The sequence below is a fragment of the Pseudomonas sp. NPDC012596 genome, assembly GCF_042902325.1.
GTDB lineage: Bacteria > Pseudomonadota > Gammaproteobacteria > Pseudomonadales > Pseudomonadaceae > Aquipseudomonas.
In genome coordinates, this window is sequence record NZ_JBIBEB010000017.1 from 89,133 (window position 1) to 101,734 (window position 12,602).

At 59.0% G+C, this 12,602-nt stretch carries 13 protein-coding genes; 11 read left to right on the plus strand and 2 right to left on the minus strand.

Features of this window, described 5'->3' with window-relative positions:
* Positions 1 to 10: 10 nt before the first annotated feature.
* From ACFY68_RS19915 to ACFY68_RS19940, 6 genes are all read left to right on the plus strand, one after another.
* Complete coding sequence (locus ACFY68_RS19915; protein ID WP_387530756.1) at positions 11 to 856, plus strand: fumarylacetoacetate hydrolase family protein; 846 nt, start codon at positions 11 to 13, stop codon at positions 854 to 856.
* A 72-nt stretch (positions 857 to 928) separates the two neighbouring features.
* The gene (locus tag ACFY68_RS19920; RefSeq protein ID WP_387530759.1) at positions 929 to 2,278 is read left to right on the plus strand and encodes an MFS transporter; all 1,350 of its coding nucleotides are present in this window, start codon (positions 929 to 931) and stop codon (positions 2,276 to 2,278) included.
* 73 nt (positions 2,279 to 2,351) lie between these two features.
* Positions 2,352 to 3,506, plus strand: coding sequence for an acyl-CoA dehydrogenase family protein (locus ACFY68_RS19925; protein ID WP_387530762.1), 1,155 nt, complete (start codon positions 2,352 to 2,354; stop codon positions 3,504 to 3,506).
* A gap of 173 nt (positions 3,507 to 3,679) precedes the next feature.
* Positions 3,680 to 5,032, plus strand: a complete 1,353-nt coding sequence (locus ACFY68_RS19930) for an OprD family porin (RefSeq protein WP_387530765.1) — start codon at positions 3,680 to 3,682, stop codon at positions 5,030 to 5,032.
* 365 nt (positions 5,033 to 5,397) lie between these two features.
* Positions 5,398 to 6,321 (plus strand): LysR substrate-binding domain-containing protein, encoded by a 924-nt coding sequence (locus tag ACFY68_RS19935; protein WP_387530768.1) that lies wholly within the window; start codon positions 5,398 to 5,400, stop codon positions 6,319 to 6,321.
* 135 nt (positions 6,322 to 6,456) lie between these two features.
* A complete protein-coding gene (locus ACFY68_RS19940) occupies positions 6,457 to 6,816 on the plus strand; it encodes an MmcQ/YjbR family DNA-binding protein (RefSeq protein ID WP_387530771.1) in 360 nt (119 codons plus the stop codon).
* An 11-nt stretch (positions 6,817 to 6,827) separates the two neighbouring features.
* Here the strand turns inward: ACFY68_RS19940 and ACFY68_RS19945 are convergent, their stop codons facing one another.
* Positions 6,828 to 7,256 carry a DUF1294 domain-containing protein gene (locus tag ACFY68_RS19945; protein ID WP_387530774.1) on the minus strand — a complete coding sequence of 143 codons (429 nt, stop codon included), beginning with the start codon at positions 7,254 to 7,256 and terminating at the stop codon, positions 6,828 to 6,830.
* A gap of 1 nt (position 7,257) precedes the next feature.
* Positions 7,258 to 8,088: an undecaprenyl-diphosphate phosphatase gene (locus ACFY68_RS19950; protein ID WP_387530777.1), complete on the minus strand. Its 831-nt coding sequence runs from the start codon at positions 8,086 to 8,088 to the stop codon at positions 7,258 to 7,260.
* A gap of 299 nt (positions 8,089 to 8,387) precedes the next feature.
* Here ACFY68_RS19950 and ACFY68_RS19955 point away from each other — a divergent pair, with 299 nt between their 5' ends.
* From ACFY68_RS19955 to ACFY68_RS19975, 5 genes are all read left to right on the plus strand, one after another.
* Positions 8,388 to 10,022 carry a methyl-accepting chemotaxis protein gene (locus ACFY68_RS19955; protein WP_387530780.1) on the plus strand — a complete coding sequence of 545 codons (1,635 nt, stop codon included), beginning with the start codon at positions 8,388 to 8,390 and terminating at the stop codon, positions 10,020 to 10,022.
* Positions 10,023 to 10,133: 111 nt separating this feature from the next.
* Positions 10,134 to 10,712 (plus strand): nicotinamide riboside transporter PnuC, encoded by a 579-nt coding sequence (pnuC, locus tag ACFY68_RS19960; RefSeq protein WP_387530783.1) that lies wholly within the window; start codon positions 10,134 to 10,136, stop codon positions 10,710 to 10,712.
* Positions 10,709 to 11,260 carry an AAA family ATPase gene (locus tag ACFY68_RS19965; RefSeq protein ID WP_387530786.1) on the plus strand — a complete coding sequence of 184 codons (552 nt, stop codon included), beginning with the start codon at positions 10,709 to 10,711 and terminating at the stop codon, positions 11,258 to 11,260. Before pnuC ends, ACFY68_RS19965 begins: the two co-directional genes overlap by 4 nt.
* Positions 11,261 to 11,557: 297 nt before the next feature.
* The gene (locus ACFY68_RS19970; RefSeq protein ID WP_346614275.1) at positions 11,558 to 11,995 is read left to right on the plus strand and encodes a hypothetical protein; all 438 of its coding nucleotides are present in this window, start codon (positions 11,558 to 11,560) and stop codon (positions 11,993 to 11,995) included.
* Between the two features lies 1 nt (position 11,996).
* Complete coding sequence (locus ACFY68_RS19975; protein WP_387530789.1) at positions 11,997 to 12,575, plus strand: adhesin; 579 nt, start codon at positions 11,997 to 11,999, stop codon at positions 12,573 to 12,575.
* Positions 12,576 to 12,602 lie beyond the last annotated feature (27 nt).

The following is a 12,602-nucleotide window of genomic DNA, read 5'->3' on the forward strand; positions in this document are numbered from 1 at the left end:
GATACTGTCCATGAAAATTGCCTCCTTCATCCATGACGGGCGCAGTTCGTACGGTGTCGTCAATGACGACACCGTCTCGGACGCCGGCGCAGTGCTCGGTCATCGCTACGCCGATTTACGATCCTTGCTGAACTCCGGGGAGGGTCTGGCCGAACTCGCCTCTTTGCGTGACGCCCCGGTCTTGAACGTACAGCAGGTACAATGGCTTCCGGTTATTCCAAACCCGGACAAGGTTTTGTGCGTCGGCCTGAACTACCTCAAGCACATCGTTGAAACCGGACGGGAGGTGCCAAAGTACCCCACCCTCTTCACTCGATTTGCGAGCGCCCAGGTGGGCCACGATCAGCCGCTGATTCTGCCTAAGGCTTCCACCGCCTTCGACTTTGAGGGCGAACTGGCCATCGTAATTGGCAAGGCCGGGCGGCACATTTCCAAGGCTAACGCTCTGGAGCACATCGCAGGTTACAGCCTGTTCAACGATGGCTCTATCCGTGACTGGCAAAAACACACCCTGCAATTCACCGCCGGCAAAAACTTTGTTGGTAGCGGAAGCTTCGGCCCTTGGCTTGTCACCACGGACGAAATTACCGACATCAACAGTCTTGCCTTGGAAACCCGCCTGAACGGCGAGGTGGTACAGCGTGAAGGCCTCGATGACCTGCTGTTCAAGATTCCGGATCTGATCGAGTACATCTCGACCTTCACTGAGCTGCTGCCTGGCGATGTGATTGCAACTGGAACCCCCGGCGGCGTAGGCGCGTTCAGAACTCCGCCGCTCTGGATGAAACCTGGTGATGTTGTTGAAGTGGAAGTGGAGGGAATCGGAACACTGAAAAATACCGTCAATGCCGAGTAAGACCTAAATGGTGAAAGGCGTCCACGCGCGCCTTTCATTCGAAGTCCGCACAATAACAACACTGGACTCACCATGAAATCGACGATTGATGCTTCTACCTGGAGCCATCCAGGGTCATCCGCTATCAACCGAATGCTGTTCAAAAAGATAGCACTGCGTGTCATTCCATTAATTTTTTTGGCCTACATCTTCGCTTTCCTAGACCGAGTCAACATCGGCTATGCAAAGTTGCAAATGCTTCCCGATCTGGGGCTGACAGAAGGCCAATATGGCTTTGCAGCCGGAATTTTCTTCATCGGGTACGCACTGTTTGAGATCCCAAGCAACCTGCTGCTCGACAAGATCGGTGCACGCAAGACCATGACCAGGATTATGGTGCTGTGGGGCCTCGCGTCGGCCGCCACGATGATGGTGACCACCGCCCAGCAGCTCTACATCTTGCGCCTCCTTCTCGGCATCTTCGAAGCGGGGTTCTTCCCTGGCGTAATCCTCTATCTGAGCTACTGGTTCCCCAGTTACATGCGGGGGCGTGTTACCGGAACTTTGCTGCTCGCGACACTCGTCGCGCCGATCCTCGGAGGCCCGATTTCGGGGCTGATCATGGAGTCCATGAACGGTGTATCGGGGCTAGCAGGGTGGCGCTGGCTGTTTCTGCTGGAAGCAGTACCGATTATCTTCATCGGGATCGCATGCTTTCTTCTGCTATGCGACAGGCCGCAGCAGGCTCATTGGCTGAATGAAGACGAAAAGACCCTGCATACCGAACTGATGGCCCGAGACCGCGCGACACTGGATCCTGAGAAGGTCAACCCGCACAGCGGCGAGGCGATTTTCAGTGCCCTGACTGACCCTAAAGTGTACGTGTTGGCGTTTCTGTATTTCAGCTCTGCACTGGGTACCTACGCATTCAATTTCTGGCTTCCAACCACCATTCAGAAACTGGGTGTTTCAAGCATTACCCACATCTCGCTTTACGCGATGATTCCTTTCACATGCGCCGCACTGGGCATGATCATGATCGGTCGAAGCTCTGATTTGCGCAGGGAACGACGACTGCATTACTGCATTAGCATTCTGTTCGGTGCTGTGATGCTGTCCCTGTCCACCTTGTCGACCTCCCTGCCCTTGTCCCTTGCCTTGTTGGGCGGGGCGGCGTTCGGGTTTAGCGGCGCAATCATCGTGTGCTGGGCTATCCCGGCCACCTACCTGAAGGGCAAAAGTGCGCCGGCAGGCATCGCCCTGGTGAGCTCATTGGGCTCGCTATGTGGGTTCGCTGCTCCCTCCATCATCGGAGTGGCTCGTGACCTGACCGGCAAAGACCACGCCGGCATGTACGCAATCAGCCTGATCATGGTAATTGCTGCCGTCTGCATGCTTACGCTCATGCCCAAGCATGCCCTGGCCGTAGGCAAGCCTGAGTAACGTTGTCCCTCCAACGACCGGACTCAAGGCCCGAGTTCGATTACACCAACTAAAACGACCGAAGGAGACACGGATGTTCTTGCATCTTTCTGAAGAAGAGCAGCTGTACCGCGATGCGGTTGAAGGAACAATCAAACGGGTGGCACCCGTGGAGCACGTACAGAAACTCGACAACGCGAAAATGTTCGACTTTGAGCTTCACAAGGCTTTAGCCGAGCTAGGTGTATGGGGTGTTGGTATCGAGGAGGAATGTGGTGGAGCCGGCGGAACCCCGAAGCTGCAGGTGTTAACGTTGGAAACCCTCGGCCGCATGGCCACATCGATGGCGGTTTTTGGCGTCGTCCAGTTCATGGCCACCCGCCTGCTTCGCCAGTACGGCACCCCGCAACAGCAAGACCGGTATCTAGCCAGGCTTTGCGCCGGCGAGATCAAAGCATCGTTCTGTCTTACGGAAGAAAGTGGAGGTACCGACATTCTCCAAACGATGCGGACGAAGGCCAAGCGTGTAGACGAAGGATGGCGACTGATAGGCAGTAAATATTGGATCAGTGGCGCTATGCACGCCGACCTGCTCATCGTGCTGGCCCGCACGAGCGATCATCGCTCCCGCGGGGTCACCATGTTCTTGGTCGACAAAACAGCCCCAGGTGTATCGGCCACCGAGATCAACACTTTTGCAATCAACAGCTACGACACCTGTTCTGTAGCTTTCGACGACGTGAGTCTCGCCGAAACAGCCGTACTCGGCGAAGTCGACCAAGGCTTCATTCAGGTGTTGAACACGCTCAATTCAGAACGTCTGAACGCCGCCGCGGTGGCTACAGGCATCGGACGAGGCGCACAGCAACTCGCTGTCGAATATGCCAAGGATCGCGAAGCATTCGGTCGTCCAATCGGTCAGTTCCAAGCGCTGCAGCATCGCCTCGTGCATGCGGGGGTCGCGCTCGAGCAGGCTTGGCTGACCACTCAGATGGCAGCAATCGCTGAGGAACAGGGGCACGCGAACATCGAAGTTCCCAGCGCCATTGCCAAACTCGCCGCGAATAAAGCGGCGAATGACGCTGTGCGGGTCGGCATGGAAGCCATGGGCGGCGCCGGTTTCGATCTCGAATACCCAATGCAGCGGTACTACCGCGATATCCGTCTCTACTCTTTCGCGCCCTTGACCGACGACATGTTGGCAAACCTCCTTGGGGAACGCTGGCTCGAATTGCCACGTTCATTCTAAGCCACTGCCGAAGCTGACAGTGACCGCCAGCCAGTGAGCAGTAATAAGAAGGCAGGTTTGCATAGTCGCTCTTGCCCTCTCATATTGAAAATTAAACCTGACTAGAGCGCAACAACGCTTATAAAATACAGCGCGCTACCTATTCCAACAAAAACAATAAGGAAGGTACAATCATGCCTCGCCAAAGTGCAATGGTATTGGGCTCCGTCTGCGCGATTGCATTGCAAGCAAACGCGGCTACGGGCTCTTTGATCGAAGACTCCAAGCTGAAAATCACCAACAAAAATTTCTTCTTCCACCGTGATTTTCGCAATAGCAGTTCCAGCGCAACTGGCACGAATGCCTTCAAACCAGCCAGTGAGAGGAACGGCTATGCGCAGGAATGGGCTCAAGGATTTCTGTTGGACTACCAGTCGGGGTATACACCGGGCCTCATAGGATTGGGAGTCGATGCCAATGCAGTGCTGGGCTTGAAACTGGATGGCGGCGGAGGCACTGCTGGGCTGCGCCTGGTACCCATCGACAGCGATGGGAAACCAGGTGATATTTACTCAAGGATTGGGGGAGCCTTGAAGCTCCGCGCATCTAAAAGCACCTTGAAATATGGTGAGCTGATGCCTATGACGCCAGTGCTGGCAGTCAATACGGTGCGCCTGTTTCCCAGCGCAGCCACTGGATTGCAACTCGACGTCAATGACCTCGCGCATTTTGCCTTTGAGGCAGGGCATTACACTAAACAGACCGGAGTTGACTCATCCAACAGCGACGACAAATTCACAACTGACTATGCGCTTCGCAGAGGTGGTACGGCGATCACCTACGATTCTGCGAGTTTGGTTGGTGGCCGCTACCAGAACGACAGCTTGTCATTTGCGTTTTATGCTGGGCAGCTTAGAAATGCCTGGCACCAATACTACGCCAACACGAAATACACCTATGTAATCGATCCCGGTAAACGCGTTGCATTCGACTTTAACATCTATCGAACTTTGGATTACGGGCGCAGCCTTGCCGGCCCAATCAACAATACGGCATGGTCACTTTCAACAGGATATACCACTGGGGCGCATACTTTTTCCTTGATTCATCAGCAGATTAACGGAGATGAACCTCTGGACTGGATCGGCTTCGGCACCATGGGTGGAACCATTACGATCGGCAATGCCGTTCAATATGCCACCTTCACCGAAGCAAATGAACGCTCTTGGCAGCTGCGCTATGACTACGACTTCGCAGCAAAAGGAATACCTGGGCTGTCATTTATGGCAAGGTACGTCAGGGGGGACAACATGGACAATTCTCATAGCAATAACCCCTACTATACCGCTCGGCACATCTACGACACTGATAAAGACAATAAGCACTGGGAGCGAAACTTCGACATCCGCTATGTGATTCAGTCTGGCCCAGCTAAAGATATGGCCTTCCGGCTCAGGCAGTCGACTCATCGCGCAACCAGCGGTTATCGCTACCTCGACATCAACGAAATCAGAGTCATTTCAGAGTTTCCCATCAACGTCTTTTGAAAAATGGGCGCAAAGGCGGCCAATTCCTATGGTTCTCCTGTGATCACGCTGACGCGTACCTAGATAATCAGGTCTGCTCACCGGGAGGTCGCGGAAATAATCGCACCACATTTTCGCTGTGTTTGTACTCTCAGTTGTCATGTTCCCAGCAGCTGGCAGCAGCACCGCCAATATCAAGCTGTTGTAATTTTCTACCAAAGGCGGCTGTTAGTGCCGCGTGGCGCTCCAACAAAAAGACCTGCCGGAATGTCTGAAATTGCCAGGCTTTCTGGCTTACCGGGTTGGGGTGAGCACAAGCCTAGTGAGCTCAGGCATAATGGACGCGACTCCATGCATTCACCCCTTGCTTCATAAGGTATTCCAAAGTGCCCATTGGTGATCCCCGAAATTTGAGCGATCTCTTTTATTTCGCGAAGGTCGTGGAGGCTGGCGGTTTCGCGGCCGCAGGTCGCCTACTTGGTATTCCGAAATCCAGGCTGTCCCGGCGAATTGCAGAACTGGAGCAGCGGCTAAACGCTCGCCTCCTCCAACGAACAACACGCAAATTGCAGCTCACTGCGCTAGGTGAACGGTACCTTCGCCACTGCCAGGCAATGCTTTTGGAAGCAGAGCAAGCTGATGAGGTGATTGCTAGCGCAACCAGTGAACCGAGAGGTCCTCTCAGGGTGAGCAGCCCAGTCGGGCTAGCAAATCAATTTCTCAATCCCTTGGTCTGTGATTTCCTAGCGCAGTACCCCCATGTCCAGCTCGATCTGCTTTTGGTGAATCGGCGTGTCGACTTGATCAATGAAGGTATTGATGTAGCACTTCGCGTTCGCGAAGTAGAGGATGAGGAACCAAACCTTGTCACCAAGCGCTTACGCGAGGCCCGTACAGAGGTTGTTGCCTCCGTAGACTTTCTCGCCGCTCACCCTGTCTTACATCCTAAAGAGCTGATGGGTCTCCCATTCCTGGGGGCAGTAGATTCTGATCGGTTGGCCAGAATGCGCTTGTTTAATGATGCTGGCGAACGTTACGAGATCGCCATGCCGGCCCGTTTGGGCGTGGAAGATTTCATAATGCGTAAAGAGGCAGCGTTGGCGGGCCTGGGGTTTACGGTTTTGCCATTAATGCATTGTGAAAGCGAGCTGGCCAGCGGCAAGCTGGTTCGCATGCTCCCCGAATGGCGCTGTGCTCCTGCTTGGCTCCAGGCGGTCTATCCGCACAGGCGTGGAGTGTTGCCGGCTGTCAGGGCATGGCTGGATCATTTGGCACACGCGTTCGATCGTTGCGGTGACCGGCCGCTTTAGGTGACTCTACCAGCACCTACTCGTCAGCTATCGTGAATTCATTCAATGACTGGTCATTACCGGGCGGTTATCTGCCGGCGGTGCGGGTGTGGATCGACCACCTGGCAGCGTCGTTCGAGGCGTGTGGAGAGCGTTATGTCTAAGCAGAAGATGACCGAAGAGCAGGTGGCGGCGTTCTGCCTGGGCCTGCCTGGCGCGCGGGAAGATTACAAATGGGGCGGCATCCGGGTGTTCTCGGTGGCCGGCAACAAGATGTTCGCGGTGCTTGACCTGGCGGGTGCGGGGTTGTCGTTCAAGGTGGCCGATGAGCTGTTTCTGGGCTACTGCGACCGCCCTGGCGTGCGCCCGGCGCCATACCTGGCGCGGGCGCGGTGGGTCAGCATGGCACCGCCCTACCCCATGGCCCGGGAAGAATTGTGCGACCTGCTGCAGCGCTCGCACCAGCTGGTGGTGCGACGGCTACCGAAACGGTTGCAGGCAGGCTTGCTGCTGTAAGCCGCAGGCCATCAACCCAACGCGAGATATCGCCCGCCCAGAAGCAGGTGATCCACCCAGAACAGCTGATGCAGCAGCACAATCGCCCAGAACATCAGCTGGTACGACAGCTTGCGGGTCTTGTGCCGAAACAGCTGCTGCGCTACCAAGGCCCCAGGCCAGCCGCCCAGCAGCTCACTGGCGTGCAGCGCCTTCTCTGGCGTGCGCCAGGCCTGGGTACGGGCTTGGTGCTTGTCCTGCCAGTAAAGCAGGACAGTGATCAGGCTCACTGCCGGATACACGGCCAGCGGCAGCCACGATTGCCCGCTCCAGGCCATCTGCGCAGCGCCCACCAGCGGTAGCAGGCACAGCAGCCCCAGCACCAGCAGCTTCAGGCGCACATTGCGTACACCCTCCTCCTTGCGCGCGGCGGGCCGCTGTGCGGTTTGCGTGCGTGCCATGTCAGCCGTGCGCCGTCGACCAGTCGACCCAGCCGAACTGCCAGGTGGCGAGGATCAGCAGGCCAAAGACGATGCGGTACCAGGCGAAGGCAGCGTAGCTGTGGTTGGCGATGAACTTGAGCAGCGCGCGCACCGCAATCATGGCGAAGATGAACGACGTCACGAAACCGAGGGCGAACACCGGCAGGTCGCTCGGCTCGAACAGATGGCGGTACTTGTACCCCGAGTACACCGCTGCACCGACCATGGTCGGCATCGCCAGGAAGAACGAGAACTCCGTCGCCGCCTTGCGCGACAGGCCGAACAGCAGGCCGCCGATGATGGTCGAGCCGGAGCGCGAGGTCCCCGGGATCATCGCCAGGCACTGGACGAAACCAATCTTAAGGGCATGCGACCAGCGCATGTCGTCGACGTGGTCAACGTCTACACGGTGGCTGCGACGCTCGGCCCAGAGCATGATCACCCCGCCGATCACCAACGCGGTCGCAACGGTGATCGGGTTGAACAGGTATTCATGGATCATGTCGGCGAACAGCACGCCCAGCACCACGGCCGGCATGAACGCCAGCAGCAGGTTGCCGGTGAACCGCCGCGCCGCGGGTTGGCTGGTGAGGCCGAACACCACATCGAGGATCTTGCGCCGAAACTCCCACACCACCGCCAGGATCGCCGCCAGCTGGATGATGATGTTGAAGGCCATGGCGCGTTCGCCGCCGAAACCGATCAGGTCGGCGACGATGATCTGGTGGCCAGTACTGGAAATCGGCAAGAACTCTGTCAGCCCCTCGACCACACCCAAGATGATTGCCTGAAAGGCAGTCCAAAAATCCATCATTCCCCCGGTTGGAGCGCTGCTGCTTGCAGGCCCCTTATTCTTGATTTGCTTTTGATTGCCGCACGCGGCGCGGCATTTTTACAGCGACTGTTGGGACCAACGCCAGTAGAAAAGTTCACGTGCCCTAAAGGTTTCATCTTGCACGGCCGAAATCCTAACAGAGCGGCTTTGCAATGGCTTGTGCGGTATTTGGCAGATCAGGCAATAAATGGCACTTAGCCATAAGTCGGCTAGGGAGCACCGCCAAAGCATGCTTGGATGCACCTTGATAACAAGAACAATGCGGAGTGCTATTCATGAAGACCTTGAGGTCGATGTCGATCAGCCGCCGTTTATGGCTGATCCTGTTGGTGGCCGTGGCGATGCTGGTGGTGCTGGGCTTGCTGATGCTGCGCCAGATCCATGGCGATCTGTACCAGGCCAAGGCCGAGAAAACCCGCCATGTGGTACAGACCGCGGCCGGTGTGCTGGCCTATTACCAGGGCCTTGAGGCCGCCGGCACGCTCAGCCGCGAGGCCGCCCAGCAACAGGCCCTGCAGGTGGTGCGAGCGCTGCGCTATGACCAGAACGACTACTTCTGGATCAACGACCTGGGGCCGAAGATGATCATGCACCCGGCCAACCCCAAGCTCGACGGCCAGGACCTTTCGGCCATTCGCGACCCCGACGGTTTTGCCGTGTTCAACGAGATGGCCGCCCTGGCCCGCAGCCAGGGCGCTGGCCCGGTCAACTACCGCTGGCCCAAACCCGGTGCCAGCGACCCCGTGGCCAAGACCTCGTACATTCAACTGTTCAAGCCCTGGGGCTGGGTGATCGGCTCTGGGGTGTACATCGACGACGTGCAGGCCGAGTTCGCCCGCCAGTTGCGCGACGCCTCGCTGGCCGGCCTGGGTATCGCCGTGCTGATGGCGCTGGTGGTCATGCTGATCGCCCGCAGCATTGCCCAGCCATTGCAGGACGCCGTGCAGGCCATGGGCAACATCGCCAGCGGCGAAAGCGACCTGACCCGGCGCCTGGATACGCATGGGCGCGACGAAATCACTCACCTCGGTGAGCATTTCAACCGCTTCAACGGCAAGCTGCAGGGTGTGGTCGGCCAGTTGCAGGGCGCGGCGCATTCGCTGGCGCAATCGGCCGGGCGTGTCGGTGACAATGCCGGAGCGGCGCAACAGCGCAGCGCGCAGCAGTCGATGCAGATGGACCAGGTGGCCACTGCCGTCAACGAAGTCACCTATGCGGTGCAGGACGTGGCCAAGACCGCCGAACAGGCCGCCGGCGAAATGCGTGCAGCGCAGCAGCAGGTGGAGCATGGCCAGCAGGCTATCCACGGCAGCCTGCAACAGATCGACCGGCTTTCGGCGACCATCGACCAGGCCGTGCAGGTGATCCGCGAACTGGCCGGGCACAGCACCAAGATTGGCGGGGTGCTCGATGTGATCCGTTCCATCGCCGAGCAGACCAACCTGCTGGCACTCAATGCCGCCATCGAAGCGGCCCGCGCGGGCGAACAGGGCCGTGGTTTCGCGGTGGTAGCCGATGAAGTGCGCCTGCTGGCCCAGCGCACTGCGCAATCTACCGCCGAAATTCATACCATGATCGAGCACCTGCAAGGGCAGTCGGACGCAGCGGTCAGGGCCATCGATACCAGCAGCGAGGCGTCGCGCCAAACCGTCGAACAGGCCCGCGAGGCCGGTTCCAGCCTGGATGCCATCAGCCAGGCCCTGCACAACCTCACCTTGCTCAACGCCACCATCGCCAGCGCCACCCTGCAACAGTCCCATGTGGTCGAGGAGATCAACCGTAATGTGCTGGACACGGCTGGGTTGTCGCAGCAAACCGCCGATGCGGCGCGCCAGTCGAGTGACGCCGGCGTGGCGCTGGGCCGTTTGAGTGAGGAGCTGGAGCTGTTGCTGAGGCAGTTCAAAGTTTAAAGCGCGCGTCTTGTAGGCCTGGCCGCTGCGGCGGCCGCAGCGGCCCTTTCGCGACACAAGGCCGCGCCTACAGGCTACAATCGCGGCCCTTCCCCTTTCCAAGGATCGCCGATGTCCGGCCTCGAACTCATCGCCGCCGTGCTTGGCGTCACCGCCGTCTGGCTCACCGTCAAACAGAACGCCTGGTGCTGGCCAATCGGTCTGGTAATGGTGCTTATTTATGGCTGGCTGTTCTTTGAGGTAAAGCTGTACTCGGGCATGCTGCTGCAGCTGGCCTACGCCGTGCTGCAACTCTACGGCTGGTGGCAGTGGAAACGCCCCGGCCGAGCGCAGGACGCGCGCGTGGTGTCACGCCTGGCTACCCAGGCGGTGTTCACCGGGCTGGCCGCAGGCGTTGTGATCAGCGTCGCCCTCGGCGCGGCCATGGCCCACTGGACCGATGCCGCCCTGCCCTGGCTCGACGCCACGTTGACCGGCTTCAGCCTGGTCGCGCAACTGTGGATGGCGCAAAAGCGCGTGCAATGCTGGCCGCTGTGGATGGTGGTGGATGTGGTCTATGTCGGCCAGTACCTGCACCAGCAGCTTTACTTCACGGCGGGCTTCTTCGCCGTGCTTACCCTAATTGCCGTGCGCGGCTGGCGGGAGTGGCGCCGTGACCCGGCCCTGCAGGCAAGCAAGGTGCAGGCATGAAGGTTGTGGTGCTGTGCGGCCCCGAATCCAGCGGTAAAAGCTGGCTCAGTGGCGAGATTCAGGCACACTTCGGCGGTGTAGTGGTCGGCGAATACGTGCGGCATTTCATTGACCAGCAATGCCGTGACACCTGCTACGCCGACATCACCCCCATCGCCCTTGGGCAGTTGGCCTGGGAAGACCAGGCACGGGCGCAAGCGCCGCAGCTGCTGATCCTCGACACCCACCTGCTCAGCAACATGCTGTGGAGCCGCGCGCTGTTCCAGGATTGCCCACCCTGGCTGGAAGAGGCCCTGCTGTCACGCCCGTACGACCTGCACTTGCTGCTTAGCCCGCAGGGCGTAAGCTGGGTGGCCGACCCCCAGCGCTGCCAGCCTGCCCTGGCTGACCGTCAAAGGTTCTTCGATGACAGCCTGCATTGGCTGCAAGGCCATGGGCAGAAGCTGCAGATCATTGACGGCGACTGGCCACGGCGCAGCGCGGCAGCATTGCGCGCCGTACAGCGCCTGCTGGAGGGAAAAATCCCGGAATGTGCCACCGAGTGTTAAACCGCTGACACACCCCATAGCGACTGGAGCCCCGTATTTGCGGGCTTCCTCGGCAATCGCGGGGCGAGTGTCAAGCGGATGAGACATTGCCGGGAAATGCTCCTCGGGCAACGTGCATAACGGGCAAAACCTCAATTGCAGCGAAATCTGTCTCAGCGCTGATACAACAATTTCCCACCGCCCCCAGGTAGTTGGCGCAACTTGCTGATATCAAAGCAGTTCTAAAAAGCGGCACGCCTCGTGCTCTCCTCCTCGCAACGCTGCACCACGCCAGCGCTCGCAGAAGGAATCGCCGTCGTGAGGAAACTGGACAAAGGCATCGCTCGCCTGGTGCTCGTGGGTTGTGTAGTGGGCTCAGGCTTGAGCCTGCCGGTCCAGGCCGACAACGGCATCATCGTGATCACCCGCGATGTGCAACCGCGCATGGCCACCCGTGCGCCCCTGGCACCCGACCCCTACCCCACCACCGCCAACGCCAACCCGTCCGCATACGTGCTCAAGCAGAGCACCGAACTGAGTGATGGCGACTTTGCCAACATCACCAGCGGCACCGGGATCTCCTCGCTGATCACCCAACAGACCGACAACCTGGGCGGCAACATCAGCAACCAGAACCAGCTGCCAAACATGGCAGCCGGGCGTGGCACTGGCTCGGGCAACGGTATCTCCAACATGGTCAACTCCAGCGTTCAGCGCGGCCTTGCGCCTCTGCAGATCCTGACCGGAGGCAAATGAGATGAGGCAGACGCTGTTAATCCTCGCCACCTTGTGCAGTGCATCGGCCCTCGCCCAATCCCCCGTTCCCGTGATCAACAGCGCCAACATCGACAGTTCCGGCGCCCAGTACCAAGGCAACTTCAGCGTCAACCAGGCCGCGGGCGACCTGCAGCAACAGGCCAATGCCCGGGCGATCGCCACCGGCCGCGAAGCGGCTGCGAGCACGCAGATCCGCCAACGCCAGCAGTCCATCGTCGACCCCAACATCGGCGCCAGTGCCAGCATCCAGGGCGACGCCTTCAGCCATGGCAGTGGCGCACTGGGCGTGAACCAGAGCGCCGGCGCCAGCACACAGCAGGCCAACGCCCTGCGCATCAGCCTCAGTACACAACCACAAAGCATCGATGACAGCGTCCTGTTGCAGCAGAACGTGGCGCTGATCAACAGCTCAGATCCAGCTGACACCTCCCCCGGCTATCGCCAGGTCACCACCGGTGACCAGGCATTCACCGGTAGCCGCGGGGTAATCCAGCTGAATCAGAGCGCCGGGGTGGGCAACCAGACGGCAAACACCCTGAGCGTACGGGTCGCCAATTGACCCAAACAGGTAAGAACAACACTTAAC